This is a genomic window from Pseudomonas sp. PA27(2017) (assembly GCF_001945445.1).
Classification (GTDB): Bacteria; Pseudomonadota; Gammaproteobacteria; order Pseudomonadales; family Pseudomonadaceae; genus Aquipseudomonas.
Genome location: NZ_MSXW01000026.1, coordinates 17,249 through 38,089 on the forward strand (window position 1 = coordinate 17,249; position 20,841 = coordinate 38,089).

Here is a 20,841-nt window from a genome sequence, read left to right on the forward strand (position 1 = left end):
TCAGGCCTTCTTCGCTTGATGGGCGAGCGCCGCGTTGACGAAACCGCTGAACAGCGGATGACCGTCACGGGGCGTGGAAGTGAATTCCGGGTGGAACTGGCAGGCCACGAACCACGGATGGTCGGCGCTCTCCACCACTTCGACCAGCGCGCCGTCACCGGAGCGGCCGGTCACCTTGAGGCCCGCTTCGATGAGCTGCGGCAGTAGGTTGTTGTTCACTTCGTAGCGATGGCGATGGCGCTCGACGATCACGTCCTTGCCGTAGCAGGCATGCACCTGCGAGTTCGGCAGTAGCTGGCAATCCTGGGCACCCAGGCGCATGGTGCCGCCCAGATCGGAGGCCTCGGTGCGCGACTCGGTGACGCCGGTCGCGTCCTGCCATTCGGTAATCAGGCCGACCACCGGGTGGCCACTGGCGATGTCGAATTCGGTGGAGTTGGCGTCGCTCCAGCCCAGCACGTTACGGGCGAATTCGATCACCGCCACCTGCATGCCGAGGCAGATGCCCAGGTACGGAATCTTGTTCTCACGGGCATATTTGACCGTGGTGATCTTGCCTTCCACGCCGCGCAGGCCGAAACCGCCCGGCACCAGAATCGCGTCGACGCCTTGCAGCAGATCGGTGCCCTGGTTCTCGATGTCTTCGGAATCGATGTAGCGAAGGTTGACCTTGGTGCGGTTCTGGATGCCAGCATGGCTCATCGCTTCGATCAGCGACTTATAGGCGTCCAACAGCTCCATGTACTTGCCGACCATGGCGATGGTGACTTCGCTCGAAGGGTTCAGCTTGGCATCCACCACGCGGTCCCACTCGGAAAGGTCGGCGCCGCGGCAATCCAGGCCGAAACGTTCGACGACGAAGTCATCCAGGCCCTGGGCATGCAGCACACCCGGGATCTTGTAGATGGTATCCACGTCTTCCAGGCTGATCACCGCACGCTCTTCGACGTTGGTGAACAGGGCGATCTTGCGGCGCGACGACACATCGATCGGGTGATCGGAGCGGCATACCAGTACGTCGGGCTGCAGGCCGATGGAGCGAAGCTCCTTGACCGAATGCTGAGTCGGCTTGGTCTTGGTCTCGCCGGCGGTGGCGATGTACGGCACCAGGGTGAGGTGCATCAGCATGGCGCGCTTGGCGCCCACTTCCACGCGCAGTTGGCGGATGGCTTCCAGGAACGGCTGGGACTCGATGTCACCGACCGTGCCGCCAATCTCGACCATGGCCACGTCGGCGTCGCCAGCACCCTTGATGATGCGGCGCTTGATCTCGTCGGTGATGTGCGGGATTACCTGGATGGTCGCACCCAGGTAATCACCACGGCGCTCCTTGCGCAGCACGTCTTCGTAAACGCGGCCGGTGGTGAAGTTGTTGCCCTTGGTCATGGTGGTGCGGATGAAACGCTCGTAGTGACCCAGATCGAGGTCGGTCTCGGCGCCATCGTGGGTGACGAACACCTCACCATGCTGGAACGGGCTCATGGTGCCCGGATCGACGTTGATGTACGGATCCAGTTTGAGCATCGTGACCTTCAGGCCCCGCGCCTCCAGGATTGCCGCCAAGGATGCCGAGGCGATGCCTTTCCCCAATGAAGAAACAACACCACCCGTGACGAAAATGAAGCGCGTCATGAAAAACCCTAAGAAGTCAGCAGTGGCGGTCGAGCCGCCGGGGAGCAGAGAAGGCCTTGGTTCACCTTAGCAAACATGGCGAACCATGCCGGCAAATAGCAAACATCCACCGCTTCTGGAAGAAGCAGCGAATACCTGAATAGAGACGGGAGCGTAGTCTACCGGAAACGTGCTGAGGGGGGAAGAACGGCAAGCCAGTGCAGCGCTAAAACGGCTGCCGACAGAATACGGATTTCGCAGGAAATACCCAGCGAATCAAAACCTTGCATGCTGACTCGAGCTGTTCCGTGATCAGCTTGACGCGACTGGCCGCACCCACGATAAAAACTGCCAACGCAGTTCACCGCAAGCGGGATCGAGCGGCAAATTGGCGACCGCTATCACCTGACCATCGCGCCGCAACAACGGCAGCCGGGGTCGAATGAACCCGGGTATACCGGCCTCCTGCAGCAAGCGCTTGAGATCACGCCGACCTCGCCCCGGAAGATCGAGCACCTCACCACCCTGCCGGTAAGCGATGCTCAACCGCCCAGCAGGAACCTGCCCGATAAATTCGACCATGCCGTTGCCGGGCAACTGGAGCGGCTGCCGACCATCCAGCCAAGGTTGCTCCTGGTTCGCCCAGGGAGCGTTCCACGCTGCCTCCAGCCACAACAACCGCTCACCATGGCGACGCAGCTCGCCGCTTTCCAGCCGCCAGACCGGCGACGCATCCGCAGCAGCATCACGCAAATCAGCCCAACCCTGCCAATGCCGGCTGTCCGGCAGGCGAGTCCGGTCGCCCAGCCAGTGCCTGAGCAGATTGCGCTGGCGAGCCTCGGAGAGTTGGCGAAGCAGCTGCAAGTCGAGACAGGGGATGCTCAACCATGGAAGACCGAGCGAAGCGCATGAACGCTGCAGATCGATGTCAGCGAGCTCATCGAGCAGAGCCTGGGCCTCGGCCTGGTGGGCTGCCGCACGGGCCAGCACCGTAGACGCGCCAGGCCAGTGGCCGGCCAGACGCGGCAGAATGTCCTGACGCAGGAAGTTGCGGGCGAAGCCACTGTCGCCGTTCGAGGGGTCTTCCACCCAGTGCAGCCCATGACGAGATGCATAGGCCTCGAGCGTCTTGCGGGGCACATCCAACAGCGGCCTCACGGCATGCCCCCGCCCCAGCGGACGACTCTGTGCCATGGCCGCCAGCCCACGCACCCCGGCTCCGCGCAGCAGCCGATAAAGCAGGGTTTCCGCCTGGTCATCCTGATGCTGGGCCAGCACAAGCGCCTCGCCCGGCACCATGAGCGCGGAAAAAGCCGCATAGCGCGCCTCGCGAGCGGCGCGCTCCACGCTGGCGCCCGGCTCGACCTGTACATGCCGGACATCCAGGGCGACACCCAGGCTGTCGCACACCCGCTGACAGTGCGCAGGCCACTGCTCGGCAGCCGCCTGCAACCCATGATGAACATGGACAGCGCGAATGGTTGGCAGACCATGGCGCCGGGTAGCACTGGCCAGCACGTGTAACAGGACTGTGGAGTCGAGCCCACCAGAGAAGGCTACACGCCAGGCAGGTGCATCTCGCCACGCCTCGAGGCGTGACAGCACGGCGGATTCGAGAGACATGCAGAGATCAGTGAAGCGACCCCGCAAGCATGGCGGCCATCGGGGCGATTGGCCTGCTTGCGGGGTGAAACGGCATCAGGCGATACCGTAGCTCATCAGGCGCTCGTAACGACGGGCCAGCAGCGCGTCGGTATCGAGTTTGTTCAGGTCCTCGAGCTGAGCGACCAGTGTCTGACGGATCGATTCGGCAGCGGCGGCCGGATCACGGTGTGCGCCACCCAGGGGCTCGGCGATCACCTTGTCGACGATACCCAGGCCTTTCAGGCGCTCGGCGGTGATGCCCATGGCTTCGGCGGCTTCCGGCGCCTTCTCGGCGGTCTTCCACAGAATCGAGGCACAGCCTTCCGGCGAGATCACCGCATAGGTCGAGTATTCGAGCATATTGAGGTTGTCGCACACACCGATGGCCAATGCGCCGCCGGAGCCGCCCTCACCGATCACGGTGGAGATGATCGGCGTTTTCAGGCGTGCCATGACGCGCAGGTTCCAGGCGATCGCCTCGCTCTGGCCACGCTCTTCGGCGTCGATGCCAGGGTAGGCGCCCGGGGTGTCGATGAAGGTCAGGATCGGCATCTTGAAGCGCTCGGCCATTTCCATCAGGCGGCAGGCCTTGCGGTAACCTTCCGGGCGCGGCATGCCGAAGTTGCGGCGCACCTTCTCGCGGACTTCGCGGCCCTTCTGATGGCCGATGACCATCGCTGGCTGACCATTCAAACGCGCGACGCCACCGACGATGGCCGCGTCGTCGGAGAAGTGGCGGTCGCCATGCAGCTCGTCGAACTCGGTGAAGATGTGCTGCAGGTAATCCAGGGTATACGGACGCTGCGGATGACGCGCGAGGCGAGCGATCTGCCAGCTGGTCAGATTGCTGAAGATGCTCTCGGTGAGCGTGCTGCTCTTGTCCTGCAGGCGGGCGATTTCGTCGCCGATGTTCAGAGAGTTGTCGTTACCAACCAGACGAAGCTCTTCGATCTTGGCTTGCAGGTCGGCAATCGGCTGTTCGAAATCGAGATAATTCGGGTTCATAGGCATCCGTCATGCGTCGACGGCCAAAAAGGCCGGGGAGCGTGTATCCAATTGGCGCCTACCTTATAGGAACAGGCGCCTTCAGGTCGACACCTGCTGTGCACTTCCGGCGAAAATGCCGGCAAATGCGCCAGGCATTCGCTCGGCAGCCAGATCACGCGGATCTGGTCGCAGCGGAGGCAAGCATGCGGTGTCAGGGCCGAAAGACAGGGCCTGAGCCCGGACTTTCAGCGCCGCTATTCTAGCGGTATTGCAGGAAGACGTTTTCTCGCCCGAACTGGTCACGCAAAGCTTGAATCAAGCTGTCGGCCGGGTCGATTCGCCAGTCCTCACCGAACTGCAGCAGCGCCTTGGCATCGGCGCCGGTGTAGTCCAGGGTGATCGGGCAGGCACCGCGATGGCGCTGGCACAACTCGCCCAGCCAGCGCAGCCGGTCGCCCTTGAGCGCCGTGGCCTGCACCTTGACGCGCAGGCTTTCGGCCAGGCCGGTACGCGCTTCTTCCAGGCTCATCACCCGCTTGGCGCGCAGGCGCATGCCACCGGAGAAGTCGTCGTTACTGACCTCGCCCTCCACCACCACCAGGGCGTCGCTCTGCAACAAGGCCTGGTTGCTGGCGAAGGCATCGGCGAACAGCGAGGCTTCGATACGCCCGGAGCGGTCGTCCAGGGTAATGAAGCCCATCTTGTCGCCCTTCTTGTTCTTCATCACCCGCAGGTTGACGATCAGACCGGCGATCGTCTGGGTGTCACGGGCCGGTTTGAGATCGACGATGCGCTGGCGAGCGAAACGCCGCACCTCGCTTTCGTATTCGTCGATCGGGTGGCCGGTCAGATACAGGCCCAGGGTGTCCTTCTCGCCCTTGAGGCGCTCCTTGAGGGACAGCTCGCGCGCCTTGCGATGGTTGGCATAGACGTCCGCTTCGGGGCTGGCGAACACGCCACCGAACAGGTCCATATGGCCGCTGTCGTGGCTGCGTGCGGTCTGCTCGGCGGCCTGTACCGCCTCTTCCATCGCCGCCAGCAGCACGGCACGGTTGCGGTCGATGTTGGCTTGGTAGGCCTTGATCTCGTCGTGGAAGTGCGGGCCGAGGCGATCCAGCGCGCCGCTGCGAATCAGCGCCTCCATGGTGCGTTTGTTGATGCGTTTGAGGTCGACACGCGAGCAGAAGTCGAACAGGTCCTTGAACGGGCCGTCCTGACGAGCCTCGACGATGGCCTCTACCGGGCCTTCGCCCACACCCTTGACCGCGCCGAGGCCATAGAGGATGCGCTGGGTCTGATTCGCGTCGTGGCTGACAGTGAACTTGAACTCCGAGGCGTTCACATCCGGCGGATCGATGCGCAGCTTCATGCTGCGGCATTCCTCGATGAGGATCACCACCTTGTCGGTGTTGTGCATGTCCGCCGACAGCACCGCGGCCATGAAGGGCGCTGGGTAATGCGCCTTGAGCCAGGCGGTCTGGTAGGACACCAGGCCATAGGCGGCGGAGTGGGATTTGTTGAAGCCGTAACCGGCGAACTTTTCCACCAGGTCGAAGATGTTACCCGCCAGATCGGCATCGATACCGTTATTGGCGCAACCTTCGATGAAGCCGCCGCGCTGCTTGGCCATTTCCTCGGGCTTCTTCTTGCCCATGGCGCGGCGCAGCATGTCCGCCTGGCCGAGGGTGTAACCGCCCATGACCTGGGCAATCTGCATGACCTGTTCCTGGTAAAGGATGATTCCGTAGGTCGGCTTGAGCACCGGCTCCAGGCCCGCGTACTGGTAATCAGGGTGCGGATAGGACAGCTCGGCGCGACCGTGCTTACGGTTGATGAAGTCGTCCACCATGCCGGACTGCAACGGGCCGGGGCGGAACAGCGCCACCAGTGCGATCATGTCTTCCAGGCAGTCGGGCTTGAGCTTCTTGATCAGCTCCTTCATACCGCGCGATTCGAGCTGGAAGACTGCCGTGGTCTCGGCCTTCTGCAGCATCTGGTAAGTCGGCTTGTCATCGAGCGGGATGAAGTCGATGTTGACCAGATCCTCTTCGGCGACGCCGACCGCGCGCTGGTCGCGGTGAATGGTTTCCAGTGCCCACTTGATGATGGTCAGGGTGCGCAGGCCGAGGAAGTCGAACTTCACCAGACCGGCCTGCTCGACGTCGTCCTTGTCGAACTGGGTCACCAGGCCGGCGCCCTCCTCGTCACAGGCGATCGGCGCGAAATCGGTCAGTTTGGTCGGCGCGATCACCACGCCGCCGGCGTGCTTGCCGGTACCGCGCACGATGCCCTCGAGTTTGAGGGACATGTCCCAGATCTCGGCGGCCTCTTCGTCGACCTTGAGGAAGTCGCGCAGCGGCTCTTCCATCTCGAAGGCCTTTTCCAGAGTCATGCCGACTTCGAAGGGGATCATCTTCGACAGGCGATCCGCCAACCCGTAGGACTTGCCCTGCACCCGCGCAACGTCGCGCACCACCGCCTTGGCCGCCATGGAACCGAAGGTGATGATCTGGCTCACCGCATTACGCCCGTACTTCTCGGCAACGTAATCGATGACCCGGTCGCGACCGTCCATGCAGAAGTCGACGTCGAAGTCGGGCATGGAAACCCGCTCGGGGTTGAGGAAGCGCTCGAACAGCAGGTCATAGGCCAGCGGATCGAGGTCGGTGATCTTCTGTACGTAGGCCACCAGCGAACCGGCACCTGAACCACGTCCCGGCCCAACTGGCACGCCATTGCTCTTGGCCCACTGGATGAAGTCCATCACGATCAGGAAGTAACCGGGGAAGCCCATCTGGATGATGATATCCAGCTCGAAATTCAAACGGTCGATGTACACCTGCTTCTTGGCGTCGTAATCCGGCGTGTCCTTGGGCAGCAGTACCTCAAGGCGCTCCTCGAGGCCGTCGAACGAAACCTTGCGGAAATACTCATCGATGGTCATGCCTTCCGGTACCGGGAAGTCCGGCAGGAAGTATTTGCCCAGCTGCACCTCGATGTTGCAGCGTTTGGCAATCTCGACGGTGTTCTGCAGGGCGTCGGGCAGGTCGCTGAACAGCTCGGCCATTTCCTCTGGCGATTTCAGGTACTGTTGGTCGGAGTAGATGCGCGGGCGGCGTGGGTCGTCGAGGATGCGCCCCTCACCGATGCACACGCGGGTTTCGTGAGCTTCGAAATCGCTCTGCTTGAGAAAGCGAACATCATTGGTGGCCACCAGCGGCGCGCCGGTCTTGTCGGCCAGGGCCACGGCGGCGTGAAGGTGTTCTTCGTCATTGACACGGCTGGTGCGCTGTACCTCAAGGTAGAAGCGCTCGGGAAACACTGCCTGCCATTCTTGCAGCAGCGCTTCGGCCTTGGCCGACTCGCCATCGAGCAGCTCATGGCCAATCTCGCCTTCCTTGGCGCCGGACAGGGCGATCAACCCTTCGCTGGCGGCTTTCACCCAGTCGCGCTGGATGATCACCAGGTCGTTGCTCTGCCCCTCGCTCCAGCCGCGCGAGATCAGTTCGGTCAGGTTGCGGTAACCCTTGGGATTCATCGCCAGCAGGGTCATGCGCGTCAGCGGGCCGTCTTCGTAGGCGCTGGCCAGCCAGATGTCGGCACCGCAGATCGGTTTGATGCCGGCGCCCATGGCCGCTTTGTAGAACTTCACCAGCGAGCACATGTTGCTCATGTCGGTGACCGCCACGGCGGGCATGCCGCCACCGGCCACGGCTTTGACCAGAGGTTTGACGCGAACCAGGCCATCGACCAGGGAGTACTCGGTGTGCAGGCGAAGATGAACGAAGGAAACAGCCATGAAGAAGCCCTGCAGGAAAAGCGACAAAACGCGGATTGTACCGTAACTGGAAGGATGGACAGCGGCCTGAGTACGCTCAGTTGTCGCTCGTGGCTTCCAGCAGGCGGCGGACCGGCGCGAAGGAGCGCCGGTGGATGGGAGTCGGCCCCAGACGGGTCAGGGCCTCAAGGTGAACGGGCGTCGGATAGCCCTTGTGCAGCGCAATGCCGTACCCCGGGTAGAGGGCGTCCAATTCGCGCATTTCGCGATCGCGGCTGACCTTGGCGAGGATCGAAGCCGCAGCGATGGCTGGCACCTGAGCATCGCCGCCGACCACCGGCGCGCTGGGCACCGAGAGTTTAGGGCAACGATTGCCGTCGATCAGCGCCAGTTTCGGCTGCACGCTCAGACCTTCGACCGCGCGCTGCATGGCCAGCATGGTGGCGTGCAGAATATTGAGCCGATCGATCTCTTCCACCTCCGCGCGTGCGATGCACCAGGCCAACGCCTTTTCGCGGATTTCATCGAACAGTTTCTCGCGCCGCGCCTCGGTCAGTTTCTTGGAGTCGTTGAGCCCGAGGATCGGCCGCGCCGGGTCGAGAATCACCGCAGCGGTCACCACCGCACCACAGAGCGGGCCGCGGCCCACTTCGTCGACGCCGGCAACCAGCTCCTCGACGGTAGCGAAATCCAGCCCCAGCTGCATCAGCCACGCCCCAGCAGATCGAGCACCGCCGCCGCAGCACGCTCGGACGCGTCACGGCGCAGGGTACGGTGGATGGCATCGAACCCTTCGGTCTGCACCTCGCCGTCCACCAGCAGCGGCGCCACCGTCTGCGCCAGGGCATCGGCAGTAGCCGCGTCCTGGATCAGCTCGGGGACCAGCAGCCGCTGGGCGAGTAGATTGGGCAGCGAGATGTACGGGCTCTTCACCAGACGCTTGAGAATACTGAAGGTCAGCGGCGCCACCCGATACGCCACCACCATCGGTCGCTTGTAAAGCAGTGCCTCGAGGGTCGCGGTGCCGGAAGCGATCAGCACCGCATCGCAGGCGGCCAGCGCCTCGTGAGAGCGGCCATCGAGCAATTGCAGCGGTAGATCGCGATCGCCAAGCATCTGTTCGAGCTGCTGGCGACGTTCCGGGCTGGCACAGGGCAGTACGAAACGCACGCCGGGACGCAGCGCCCGCAATCGCTCGGCAGCATCGAGAAACAGGCTGCCCAGGCGCGACACTTCGCCCCCCCGGCTGCCTGGCAGCAACGCCACCACCGGCGCATCGACCGGCAGGCCCAGCTGTTCCCGGGCTGCAGTGCGATCAGCCTGCAGGGGAATCGCATCGGCCAGGGGATGGCCTACGAAGCAGACCGGCACCTGATGCGCCTCGTAGAACTGCGCCTCGAAGGGAAACAGGGTGAGCATCAGGTCGCAGGCATCGCGGATCTTCAGTACACGCTTCTGCCGCCACGCCCATACCGACGGGCTGACGTAGTGCACGGTGCGAATGCCGGCCTGACGCAACTTGAGCTCGACGCCCAGGGTGAAATCCGGCGCATCGATGCCAATGAACACATCGGGCTTGCGCTCGATCAGGCTGGCAATCAGGCGGCGGCGGCGCGACAGCAGCTCGGGCAGCCGACCCAATACTTCGACCAGGCCCATGACCGCCAGGCGCTCCATGGGGAAATCGCTGACCAGCCCCTCGGCCTGCATGCGCGGGCCGCCCACGCCGATGAACTCGACGCTTGGGTGTTTGATCTTGAGCGCCTGCATCAGGCCTGCACCGAGAATGTCGCCGGATGCCTCGCCGGCAACCAGCGCGACACGCAATACCTCAGCCATGGTTCAGCGAGTAATGCCGCGGCTGGACGTCAGGATCGAATCGCGGAAAACCGCCACTTCGGAGAACTGGGCAGCCACTTCTTCCAGCTCGACCAGCGCTTCTTCGATGGTGAAGCCCTGGCGGTAGACGATCTTGTAGGCACGGCGCAGCGCCTGCATCGACTCGGCACTGAAGCCACGACGGCGTAGGCCCTCGAAGTTCATGCTGCGCGCTTCGGCCGGGTTGCCGGATACCGTCACGTAAGCGGGGACGTCCTTGCCGATCGCCGCGCCCATGCCGGCAAAGGCATGCGCGCCGATGTGGCAGAACTGGTGCACCAGGGTGTAGCCGGACAGAATCGCCCAGTCGCCGATGTGCACGTGCCCTGCCAGGGCCACGTTATTGACCAGAATGCAGTGATTGCCGACCACGCTGTCGTGGCCGATATGGGCATAGGCCATGATCAGGTTGTGGTCACCGATGGTGGTTTCGTCACGATCCTGAATGGTGCCGCGGTGCATGGTCACGCCTTCACGGATGATGTTGTGATCACCAATGACCAGGCGCGTAGGCTCGCCCTTGTACTTGCGATCCGGGGTGTCTTCACCCAGGGAGGCGAACTGGTAGATCTTGTTGTGCTTCCCGATCCGGGTAGGGCCCTTGATGATCACATTGGGACCCAGCACGCAGCCCTCGCCAATTTCTACGTCGGGCCCAATGATCGACCAAGGGCCGACGACGACGTCGTCTGCCAGCTTGGCGCTGGGATCGATGATGGCGCGAGGGTCAATCAAACTCATAACTTGCGTTCCGCACAGATGATTTCGGCCGAGCACACTTCTTTACCATCGACCGTGGCCTTGCATTCGAACTTCCAGATGCTGCGCTTGCTGCTGAGGAACTTGGCCTCGAGGATCAGCTGGTCGCCAGGCACGACCGGCTGACGGAAGCGTAGCTTATCGGAGCCGACGAAGTAGTAGAGCGTGCCATCGGCAGGCTTCACGTCCATCATCTTGAAGCCGAGGATACCGGCCGCCTGAGCCATCGCCTCGATGATGAGAACGCCCGGCATGATCGGGTGCTCGGGAAAATGGCCGTTGAAGAATGGCTCGTTGACGCTGACATTCTTATAGGCACGAACGCATTTGCCTTCAAGATCCAGATCCGTGACCCGATCCACCAGCAGGAACGGATAACGGTGCGGCAAGTACTCGCGAATTTCGTTGATTTCCATCATTTCCAGAGAAGCCCGTAATAAAAAGAAGAGAGCCAGCCATTGGCTCAGGCATCAGATGAGGCATTCCCGCTCGAGGTCACGGCAGCGAGCTGTTTTTCCAACTGCTTCACACGCCGCGCCATGTCGTCCAGCTGGCGGATACGCGCCACGCTTTTCTTCCACTCGGCTGCAGGTTGCATGGCGGTACCCGATGAATAGGCACCGGGCTCGGTGATCGAACGCGTGACCATGGTCATGCCGGTCACGAATACGCCATCACACACATCGATATGACCGACCATGCCGACGCCGCCGGCGATCATACAGTTCTTGCCGATCGACGTGCTGCCGGAAATCCCGACGCAGGCAGCCATCGCCGTGTTGTCGCCGACCTGTACGTTGTGCGCGATCATGATCTGGTTATCCAGCTTCACGCCATTGCCGATACGCGTATCGGACAGCGCACCGCGATCGAGGGTGGTGTTGGCGCCGATTTCGACGTCATCACCGATGCTCACGCCGCCGATCTGGGCGATCTTCTGCCAGACGCCCTTCTCGTTGGCGAAGCCGAAGCCCTCACCACCGATCACCGCACCGGACTGGATGACCACACGTTTGCCGATACGCACGTCGTGATACAGGGTGACCCGCGGCGCCAACCAGCCGCCCTCACCGATTTCGGATCGCGCACCGACCACGCAATGGGCACCGACGGTGACACCGGCAGCGATCTTCGCGCCCGCCTCGATCACCGCGTACGGACCAATCGCGGCGCTCGGGTCGACCTGCGCATCGCCGGCGACCACGGCCGTCGGGTGAACACCCGGCGCAGCCTTAGGCTTGCGATCGAACAGGTGGGACAGCGACGCGTAGGCCAGGTAAGGGTTGGCGACAATCAGCGCATTGCCAGTGAAGCCTTCCGCATCCGCCGCCGTCAGCAGCACCGCCGCCGCCTGGCAACTGCCCAGGTGCTTGCGATACTGCGCATTGGACAGGAACGTCAGCTGAGACGGGCCGGCATCCTGCAAGGTTGCCAGCCCGTCGACCATCTGATCAGCCGCGCCGCGCAAGGTGGCGCCCAGCTGCTCGGCCAACTGGCCGAGCGTGAATACTGGTGTGGACATCATCAACGCATCTGGTTCATGCGCTCGATAACTTGGCGGGTGATGTCGAACTGCGGTTTGACATCGATGACCGCGCCGCGCTCGAGCACCAGGTCGAAGTTGCCATTCTTGATGACTTCTTCAACGGCCTTGTCCAGGTTGGGTTTGAGCTTCTTGAGCATGTCGCGATCGGCAACGGCCTTGGCTTCGTTCAACTCCTTGGACTGGAACTGGAAGTCACGGGCTTTTTGCTTGAAGTCCAGCTCGAGACGCTCGCGCTCGGCGGTCTGCATCTTCTCGCCATCTTTGACGATGCGATCCTGAATGCGCTTTGCGTCGCTTTCCAGCGTCTTGAGCTTGTTCAGTTGCGGGCCGAATTTCTTCTCGGCGTCGACGGCGTAGCGCTTGGCCGCGTCGGACTCGAGCAGGGCCATCTGGTAGTTGAGCACGGCGACCTTCATTTCCGCGAAGGCCGGAGTGGCCAGCATGGTGACGCTTAACAGAACCAATTGAGTCAACTTACGCACGGTGCAACTCCTGCAGAAAAACTGTCTTGGTGATTCGTGAGCAGACGCTTAGAACGTCTGGCCGAGGGAGAACTGGAATACCTGGGTATCGGCATCGTCCGGCTTCTTGACCGGCATCGCCAGGCTGAAACTCAGCGGGCCGAGTGCCGTGATCCAGGTAACGCCAACACCCACCGAGCTGGCCAGGTTGCCGAAATCGATGTCGCAGCTGTCGCCACGGCGCTTCTGGCCGGCGCTGCAATCGGTGTCGAAGACGTTACCCACGTCCCAGAACAGCGCGGTACGCAGCGAACGCTGATCCTTGACGAACGGCAGCGGGAACAGCAATTCGGCGCCGCCCTGGATCAACACGTTACCACCGAACGGCAGCGGATCCTGATCCGGGTCAGCCAGCGTACCCGGATTGGTACCGGTACTTGGCGTACTGCGTGGGCCCAGGCTGCTGTCCTCGAAGCCACGTACCGAGTTGAAGCCACCAGCGTAGTAGTTCTCGTAGAACGGCAGCTTGTCGGTCGAACCGAAGGCGCCACCGTAACCCAGCTGCGTGTGGAAGCGCATGGTGTAGGTGTCGGTCAACGGCTTGAAGACCTGGCCGCGATAATCGAGCTTGTAGAACGACAGGTCGCTACCCGGCACGGTGGTCTCGAAGACCAGGCTCTGGGAATGACCGCGGTTGGCCAGTACGCCACGGTTCAGGGTGGACTCGGACCAACCGACGGAGGCCTTGAAGTTGAGATACTTCTCGCCTTCCTGACGGGTGAAGTCGAAGATTTCGTCGACGGTGTAGCGGCCGGTGTTGATTTCGTCCTGCTGCACGGTCAGGCCGTAGGTCAGGCGCGCGGTCTCGCTGATCGGGTAACCGATGTTGATGCCGGCGCCGAGGCTGTCGACCGAGTAGCTGGATACGTCGACATCGAGTTCGTCGTAGTCGGTGGTGCGATAGAAGGCGTTGTAGCCAAGGCTCACGCCGTCTTCGGTCCAGTACGGGTCGGTGAACGAAAAGTTGTAGCGGCTCTGGTATTCGCTACGGGTCAGGCCGAGGCTGACGCGGTTACCGCTACCCAGGAAGTTGTTCTGGGTGATCGAACCGCCGAGGATCAGACCGGCGTTCTGGGCGAAACCCACGCTCGCGGTGATCGAGCCGGACGCCTGCTCCTCGACGCTGTAGTTGACGTCGACCTGGTCGTCGGTGCCCGGCACTTGCGGGGTTTCGACGTTGACTTCCTTGAAGAAGCCCAGACGCTCCAGACGCGTCTTCGACTGGTCGATCAGGTAGGTCGATGCCCAGCCGCCTTCCATCTGACGCATCTCGCGGCGCAGCACTTCGTCTTCGGTCTTGGTGTTGCCGCGGAAGTTGATGCGGTTGACGTAGGCACGCTTGCCCGGATCGACGACGAAGGTGATCGATACCGAGTTGTCGTCGTTGTGCGGCTCGGGCACGCCGTTGACGTTGGCAAAGGTGTAACCCTCGTTACCCAGGCGGCGGGTGATCAGTTCGCTGGTGCTGGTCATCACCTTGCGGGAGAAGACCTGGCCCTCTTTGACCAGCAGCAACGCGCGCACTTCTTCTTCCGGCACCTTGAGGTCGCCGGACAGCTTCACGTCACGAACGGTGTACTTCTCGCCTTCATCGATATTGACGGTGATGTAGACGTGTTTCTTGTCCGGCGTGATGGATACCTGGGTGGAGGTGATATCCATGTTGATGTAGCCGCGGTCCAGGTAATAGGAACGCAAACGCTCCAGGTCACCGGAGAGTTTTTCGCGGGCGTACTTGTCGTCGTTGCGGAAGAACGACAGCCAGTTGGTGGTCTTCAGCTCGAACAGGTCCTGCAGGTCTTCATCGGAAAAAACCTTGTTGCCGACCACGTTGATGTGCTGAATGGCCGCGACACTGCCTTCATTGATATTGATCTTCAGTGCCACGCGGTTGCGCGGCTGAGGAATCACTTCGGCATCGATCTCGGCGGAGTAACGGCCCTGGGCCACATATTGGCGCTGCAGCTCGTTACGCACGCCTTCGAGGGTCGCACGCTGGAAGATTTCGCCTTCGGCCAGGCCGGACTGGTTCAGCCCCTTGAGCAGATCATCGCTGCTGATGGCCTTGTTGCCTTCGATCTCGATGCTGGAGATCGACGGGCGCTCGACCACGGTGATGACCAGCACGTTACCGTCGCGGCCCAGTTGAATGTCCTGGAAGAAGCCGGTCTTGAACAGTTCGCGCGTCGCTTCGGTGAGCGTGCGATCATCGGCCGACTCGCCGACGTTCAGGGGCAGTGCGCCAAACAGGCTGCCCGCGGACACGCGCTGCAGGCCGTTAACGCGAATATCGGAGATGGTGAAGGACTCGGCGTGAACTTCGGCGATCATCAATGCGGAAAGAACCGCAGGTAGCAGCAGACGTTTCATGAAGTCCTTTCTTATTCCAACTAACGATAAGAAATCAGTCGTTCGAGACGAAAGATATATAATTCAGCTGAGCTCACAGGCGACCAAGGTCGTTGACCAGAGCCAACAGCATCACCCCGATCACCAGGCTGATACCAATCTGCATCCCCCAACCCTGCACCCGTTCGGACAGTGGGCGGCCTCGCACCCACTCGACCAGGTAATAAAGCAGATGTCCGCCATCCAGAACCGGGATGGGCAGCAAATTGAGAACGCCGAGGCTGATACTCAGGTAGGCGAGGAAATTCAAAAAGTCCCCAAGGCCCGACTCGGCCGAAGCGCCCGCCACTTTAGCAATGGTTATCGGCCCGCTCAAGTTTTTTACCGAGAGCTCACCGAAGAGCATTTTCTTCAATGAATCGAGGGTCAGAAGGCTCATCGTCCAGGTTCGCGCGCCCGCCTCACTGACCGCCTCGAGTGGCCCATAGCTGATTTCGCGAAGCATCTGCGCCGGCCATTGTGCCGGCGCCACGCCGGCGCCGAGGTAACCGTTGGCCGCTTCGCCCTCGCCTTTCGAGGCCAGGGTCACGGGTACATCCAGGCGCTGACCATCACGCTCCAGGGCGATGCTTACCGACTTGCCCGGCAGCCCGCGTACGCGATCAACCAGATCCTGCCAATCGCTCAGGGATTGCCCGTCCAGCGCCAGCAGGCGATCACCGACTCGCAGGCCGGCGGCCTGGGCCGGCCCTTGCGGGTCGAATTCGGCGAGCACCGGCGCCAGGCTCGGACGCCATGGACGGATGCCCAGCGAGGCGATCGGATCAGGCTCATTGGCGCCGCGCAGCCAGTTGTCCAGTTCGACGCGATGGGCCGTGTCGGCACCACCATCGGGATGCCGCGTAGTGATCAGCAGCTCACCACTTTCACCGAGACGACGCACCAGTTGCAGGTTGACCGCCGACCAGCCCGTGGTGGCCTTGCCGTTGACCGCAACGATTTCCTCACCTGCCTGCAGGCCGGCAACCTGAGCAAGGCTCCCCGCCTCCACAGCGCCGATGACCGGCCGCACTTGCTGACTGCCGAGCATGGCCACCAGCCAGAAGAACACCAGCGCCAAGGCGAAGTTGGCCGCCGGGCCCGCAGCCACGATGGCGAAGCGCTGCTTGACGGTCTTGCGATTGAACGATTGCTCGACCAACTCCGGCGGCACGTCGCCTTCGCGCTCGTCGAGCATTTTCACGTAGCCGCCCAGTGGGATGGCGGCGATCACGAACTCGGTGCCCTGGCGATCATGCCAGCGCACCAGCGGCGTGCCGAAACCCACGGAGAAACGTAGTACCTTGACGCCGCAGCGGCGAGCTACCCAGAAATGGCCGTATTCATGGAAGGTCACCAGCACCCCAAGCGCGATCAGGGTGCCAACGATCATATAGAGTGCGCTCATGCCACTTCTCCGCGATTCAACCACTGCCCGGCCAGCTCCCGCGCACGGCGGTCGGCTTCGAGCACGGTATCGAGGCAATCCACCGCAACGACCGGCTCGGCCTCGAGAACGCCGCCAATGATACGCGCGATATCGGTAAAGCGAATCCGCCGCTCGAGAAATGCCGCTACCGCCACTTCGTTCGCGGCATTGAGCATCGCCGGCGCGCTGCCGCCCGCCTCCGCCGCCTCACGGGCCAGACGCAGGCAGGGAAAGCGAACGTCGTCCGGGGCCTGGAAATCCAGGCGCGCCACGGCGAGCAGATCCAGCGGTGCGACGCCCGAGTCGATACGCTGCGGCCAGGCCAGGGCGTGGGCGATCGGCGTGCGCATATCGGGATTGCCCAACTGGGCGAGCACCGAGCCGTCGACGTAATCGACCAGGGAATGGATGACGCTCTGGGGATGGATCAGCACCTCGACCTGCTCGGGGCGTGCGTCGAATAGCCAGCAGGCTTCGATCAGTTCCAGACCCTTGTTCATCATGCTGGCCGAGTCGACTGAAATCTTGCGACCCATCGACCAGTTAGGGTGGGCACAGGCCTGCTCGGGCGTTACCGCATGCAGCGCCTCGGGTGAGGACTGACGGAACGGCCCGCCGGAAGCGGTGAGCAGGATGCGTCGCACGCCGACCGGCTGCAGACCGCGCGCGTAATCCTGAGGCAGACACTGGAAGATCGCATTGTGCTCGCTGTCGATCGGCAGCAGGACGGCGCCACTCTGACGCACCGCGCGCATGAACAGCGCGCCGGACATCACCAATGCTTCCTTGTTGGCAAGCAGCACCTTCTTGCCAGCTTCGACAGCCGCCAGGGTCGGCTTGAGCCCCGCCGCACCGACGATGGCCGCCATCACGGCGTCCACCTCGGCATGGGCGGCGACCTCGCACAATCCGGCCTCGCCAGACAATACGCGAGTATCCAGCCCAGCCTGCTTCAGGCGCGTTTGCAGATCGGCTGCCGCTACGGCATCGGCGACCACGGCGAAACGCGGACGATGGATGACGCAAAGCGCTTCCAACTCGGCCAGGCGACTGAAGGCGGTCAGGGCAAATGCCTGGTAACGCGACGGATGGCGCGCGATGACGTCGAGGGTGCTCAGGCCGATTGAACCGGTAGCCCCCAAAACGGTGATCTGTTGAACCTGGCTCACAATGCGCCCCAACCAGCCAGCCACAGCAACATGGCGAATACGGGAACCGCCGCCGTCAGGCTGTCGATGCGGTCGAGCACACCACCATGGCCAGGCAGCAGGTTGCTGCTGTCCTTGATGCCGGACTGGCGCTTGAACATGCTCTCGGTAAGATCACCGACCACCGAGATCAACACCACCAGCGCAGCGGCCGGCAGCGCGAGAAGAAACTGCGCGAACGACCAATCGCGATAAAAGCCCACCACTACCGTCAGCAGTAAACTCAGCAGCAGGCCACCGACCAGGCCTTCCCAGCTTTTGCCGGGGCTGACCCGCGGTGCCAGCTTGCGCTTGCCGAAACGCTTGCCGGAGAAATAGGCGCCGATGTCCGCCACCCAGACCAGCGCCATCACCGCCAGGATCAGCCAGTTGGCCAGCTGCCATTGCTTGATCACCACCAGTCCTTGCCAGGCCGGCAGCAGAATCAGCAAGCCGATCGCCAGGCGCCCCAGCAGGCCGCCCCAGTAGCGGCTGCTATCCGGGTAATTGAGCACCAGAAAGGTCGCGAAGGCCCACCACAGCACGCCAGCGACCAGCAGCCACGGCGCCAGCACGGGGGCGCTGTAAAGCAGATAAAGCAGTACAGCCACCAGGGCGGCATAGGCGACACGCAACGGCTGAGCTTCGAAGCCCGCCAGACGGGCCCATTCCCAGGCACCGAGCACGACCACGACGGCGATGAACAGCGCGAACGCGCCACCTTCGAGCAGGAAGAACCCTGCCAGGGCGACCGGCAGCAGGATCAGCGCCGTAATGATTCGTTGCTTGAGCATCAGGCGCGGGCCTCGGCTTCGACTTGTTCACTGGTTTTGCCAAAACGTCGCTGACGCTTGGCGAAATCGGCCAGCGCCGCGCGCATGGCGTCGTGCTTGAAGTCCGGCCACAGCAGGTCGGAGAAGTACAGTTCACTGTAGGCCATCTGCCAGAGCAGGAAATTGCTGACCCGATGTTCGCCGCCCGTGCGAATGCACAGATCCGGCAGCGGTAACTCACCGGTAGCCAGGCAGCCCTGGAGCAGGCGCGGGGTGATGTCCTCGGGTTGCAGATGACCGCCCTGCACTTCACGCGCCAGACGCTGCGCGGCCTGGGCGATATCCCACTGACCGCCGTAGTTGGCGGCGATCTGCAGGATGAAGCGTTTTTCGCCGGCCACGCCAGCGGTCGCCGCTTCGGCTTCGCGCATGGCGGCCTGCAGCTCGGGATGGAACCGCGAGCGGTCGCCGATGATGCGCAGGCTGATGCCGTTCTCGTCGAGCTTGCGTGCCTCGCGACGCAAAGCGCTGAGGAACAGCTCCATCAACGCACCGACCTCATCGGCCGGGCGCTGCCAGTTCTCGCTGGAGAAAGCGAACAGGGTCAGCACTTCCACGCCCGAATCGGCGCAGACCTCGATGACCGCTCTTACCGCATCGACGCCCGCCTTGTGCCCGGCCACACCGGGCAGCAGGCGCTTGCGCGCCCAGCGGTTGTTACCATCCATAATGATCGCCACGTGCCGTGGAACGGCCATCACGGCACCGACTTTGGAATTGTCCATGGCGACTTCCTGGCCGTCAGACGGCCATCAGGTCCGCTTCTTTCTGCTTCACGGCGACGTCGATCTCGGCCACGAACTTGTCGGTCAGCTTCTGTACGTCGTCAGCAGCGCGACGTTCTTCGTCTTCGCTGATTTCCTTTTCCTTGACCAGATCCTTGAGCTGGCTCATGGCGTCGCGACGGATGTTGCGCACCGCAACACGGGCGTCTTCGGCGGCATCACGGGCCTGCTTGGTGAAGCCCTTGCGGGTTTCTTCGGTCAGTGCCGGCATGGTGACCAGCAGCAGCTCGCCCAGGTTGGTCGGGTTGAAGCCCAGGCCGGAGCTCTGGATGGCCTTGTCGACCGCGCTCAGCATGCTGCGCTCGAACGCCACGACCTGCAGGGTGCGCGAATCCTTTACGGTTACGCTGGCGACCTGGTTCAGCGGGGTGTCCGCGCCGTAGTAAGGCACCATCACGCCGCCGAGGATGCTGGGGTGAGCCTGACCGGTACGAATGCGGCTGAATGCGTGAGCCAGCGATTCCAGGCTCTTCTGCATGCGAACCTGGGCGTCCTTCTTGATTTCGTTGATCATTCTTTACCTTCCTCGACCAAAGTTCCTTCGGCGCCGCCCACCACGACATTGAGCAGGGCACCCGGCTTGTTCATATTGAAAACACGCAGCGGCATGTTGTGATCACGGCACAGGCAGATGGCCGTCAGATCCATCACGCCCAGCTTGCGATCCAGCACCTCGTCATAGGTGAGGCGATCGAATTTTTCCGCATGCGGATCCTTGAATGGATCGGCAGTGTACACACCATCCACCTTGGTTGCCTTCAGCACCACATCGGCGTCGATTTCGATACCGCGCAAGCAGGCGGCCGAGTCGGTGGTGAAGAACGGATTACCAGTGCCAGCGGCGAAGATCACCACCTCACCGGTTTTCAGATGGCGCATCGCCTTGCGGCGATCGTAGTGGTCGGTAACGCCGACCATGGAGATGGCCGACATGACCAGCGCGGGAATGTTCGAGCGCTCCAGGGCGTCACGCATGGCCAGAGCGTTCATTACCGTGGCCAGCATGCCCATGTGGTCACCGGTGACCCGATCCATACCGGCGGCGCTCAGCGCTGCACCACGGAACAGGTTGCCACCGCCGATCACCACACCCACCTGCACGCCGATACCGACCAACTGGCCGACTTCCAGCGCCATGCGATCGAGCACCTTGGGATCGATGCCGAAATCTTCCGAGCCCATCAGGGCCTCGCCGCTGAGTTTGAGCAGAATGCGCTTGTAGCGCGGTTGACGACCACTCACCTGCTGAGCCATTACCATTCTCTCCTGCGGCGTAAGAAAAACCTGCGAACCGAGTGGCTCGCATATCGAGCGCTTCGACAGCGCTCACGACCGTGAGTGCCACGGGCACCAACCATCGTTTCGAAAAAAATCCCCTTTGAAAAAGAGGCCGCGCGCGTGAGCGGGCAGCCTCTTCTGGGGCGCTAGCGAGGGTCTGTTGCCATTTCAACGCGAGCCGCGTTGCCGCGAGAAATCTCGCCAGGCGAGGCGGAGG

General features: G+C 62.5%; 17 protein-coding genes. All 17 read right to left on the reverse strand.

Annotated features, from left to right (window positions below; genetic code table 11):
• The gene (locus BVH06_RS13825) at nucleotides 1-1,632 is read right to left on the reverse strand and encodes a CTP synthase (RefSeq protein ID WP_075934419.1); all 1,632 of its coding nucleotides are present in this window, start codon (nucleotides 1,630-1,632) and stop codon (nucleotides 1-3) included.
• Between the two features lie 291 nt (nucleotides 1,633-1,923).
• Nucleotides 1,924-3,234, reverse strand: a complete 1,311-nt coding sequence (gene tilS, locus BVH06_RS13830) for a tRNA lysidine(34) synthetase TilS (protein WP_075934420.1) — start codon at nucleotides 3,232-3,234, stop codon at nucleotides 1,924-1,926.
• A gap of 75 nt (nucleotides 3,235-3,309) precedes the next feature.
• The gene (gene accA / locus BVH06_RS13835) at nucleotides 3,310-4,260 is read right to left on the reverse strand and encodes an acetyl-CoA carboxylase carboxyl transferase subunit alpha (protein ID WP_075929938.1); all 951 of its coding nucleotides are present in this window, start codon (nucleotides 4,258-4,260) and stop codon (nucleotides 3,310-3,312) included.
• Nucleotides 4,261-4,501: 241 nt separating this feature from the next.
• Nucleotides 4,502-8,041 carry a DNA polymerase III subunit alpha gene (gene dnaE / locus BVH06_RS13840; protein WP_075934681.1) on the reverse strand — a complete coding sequence of 1,180 codons (3,540 nt, stop codon included), beginning with the start codon at nucleotides 8,039-8,041 and terminating at the stop codon, nucleotides 4,502-4,504.
• Nucleotides 8,042-8,117: 76 nt separating this feature from the next.
• Entirely contained in the window at nucleotides 8,118-8,726 is a 609-nt protein-coding gene (gene rnhB, locus BVH06_RS13845) for a ribonuclease HII (RefSeq protein ID WP_075934421.1), read from the reverse strand.
• Nucleotides 8,726-9,859: a lipid-A-disaccharide synthase gene (gene lpxB, locus BVH06_RS13850; protein ID WP_075929936.1), complete on the reverse strand. Its 1,134-nt coding sequence runs from the start codon at nucleotides 9,857-9,859 to the stop codon at nucleotides 8,726-8,728. The genes rnhB and lpxB overlap by 1 nt, the downstream gene beginning before the upstream one ends.
• Nucleotides 9,860-9,862: 3 nt before the next feature.
• Nucleotides 9,863-10,639, reverse strand: coding sequence for an acyl-ACP--UDP-N-acetylglucosamine O-acyltransferase (gene lpxA / locus BVH06_RS13855; RefSeq protein ID WP_075929935.1), 777 nt, complete (start codon nucleotides 10,637-10,639; stop codon nucleotides 9,863-9,865).
• Complete coding sequence (fabZ, locus tag BVH06_RS13860) at nucleotides 10,636-11,076, reverse strand: 3-hydroxyacyl-ACP dehydratase FabZ (RefSeq protein ID WP_013792507.1); 441 nt, start codon at nucleotides 11,074-11,076, stop codon at nucleotides 10,636-10,638. The genes lpxA and fabZ overlap by 4 nt, the downstream gene beginning before the upstream one ends.
• Nucleotides 11,077-11,120: 44 nt before the next feature.
• On the reverse strand, nucleotides 11,121-12,182 hold the full coding sequence (lpxD, locus tag BVH06_RS13865; protein WP_139315640.1) for a UDP-3-O-(3-hydroxymyristoyl)glucosamine N-acyltransferase: 1,062 nt from the start codon (nucleotides 12,180-12,182) through the stop codon (nucleotides 11,121-11,123).
• Nucleotides 12,182-12,685 carry an OmpH family outer membrane protein gene (locus tag BVH06_RS13870; RefSeq protein WP_075929934.1) on the reverse strand — a complete coding sequence of 168 codons (504 nt, stop codon included), beginning with the start codon at nucleotides 12,683-12,685 and terminating at the stop codon, nucleotides 12,182-12,184. Before BVH06_RS13870 ends, lpxD begins: the two co-directional genes overlap by 1 nt.
• Nucleotides 12,686-12,733: 48 nt before the next feature.
• Complete coding sequence (gene bamA, locus BVH06_RS13875) at nucleotides 12,734-15,094, reverse strand: outer membrane protein assembly factor BamA (RefSeq protein WP_075934422.1); 2,361 nt, start codon at nucleotides 15,092-15,094, stop codon at nucleotides 12,734-12,736.
• A gap of 73 nt (nucleotides 15,095-15,167) precedes the next feature.
• The gene (gene rseP / locus BVH06_RS13880) at nucleotides 15,168-16,520 is read right to left on the reverse strand and encodes a sigma E protease regulator RseP (protein ID WP_075934423.1); all 1,353 of its coding nucleotides are present in this window, start codon (nucleotides 16,518-16,520) and stop codon (nucleotides 15,168-15,170) included.
• Entirely contained in the window at nucleotides 16,517-17,710 is a 1,194-nt protein-coding gene (ispC, locus tag BVH06_RS13885; RefSeq protein ID WP_075934424.1) for a 1-deoxy-D-xylulose-5-phosphate reductoisomerase, read from the reverse strand. The genes rseP and ispC overlap by 4 nt, the downstream gene beginning before the upstream one ends.
• Nucleotides 17,707-18,522 carry a phosphatidate cytidylyltransferase gene (locus BVH06_RS13890; RefSeq protein ID WP_075934425.1) on the reverse strand — a complete coding sequence of 272 codons (816 nt, stop codon included), beginning with the start codon at nucleotides 18,520-18,522 and terminating at the stop codon, nucleotides 17,707-17,709. The genes ispC and BVH06_RS13890 overlap by 4 nt, the downstream gene beginning before the upstream one ends.
• Nucleotides 18,522-19,286, reverse strand: a complete 765-nt coding sequence (uppS, locus tag BVH06_RS13895; protein ID WP_075929929.1) for a polyprenyl diphosphate synthase — start codon at nucleotides 19,284-19,286, stop codon at nucleotides 18,522-18,524. Before uppS ends, BVH06_RS13890 begins: the two co-directional genes overlap by 1 nt.
• A 16-nt stretch (nucleotides 19,287-19,302) precedes the next feature.
• A complete protein-coding gene (gene frr, locus BVH06_RS13900) occupies nucleotides 19,303-19,860 on the reverse strand; it encodes a ribosome recycling factor (RefSeq protein WP_075929928.1) in 558 nt (185 codons plus the stop codon).
• Nucleotides 19,857-20,600 (reverse strand): UMP kinase, encoded by a 744-nt coding sequence (gene pyrH / locus BVH06_RS13905; protein WP_013792516.1) that lies wholly within the window; start codon nucleotides 20,598-20,600, stop codon nucleotides 19,857-19,859. The genes frr and pyrH overlap by 4 nt, the downstream gene beginning before the upstream one ends.
• Nucleotides 20,601-20,841 lie beyond the last annotated feature (241 nt).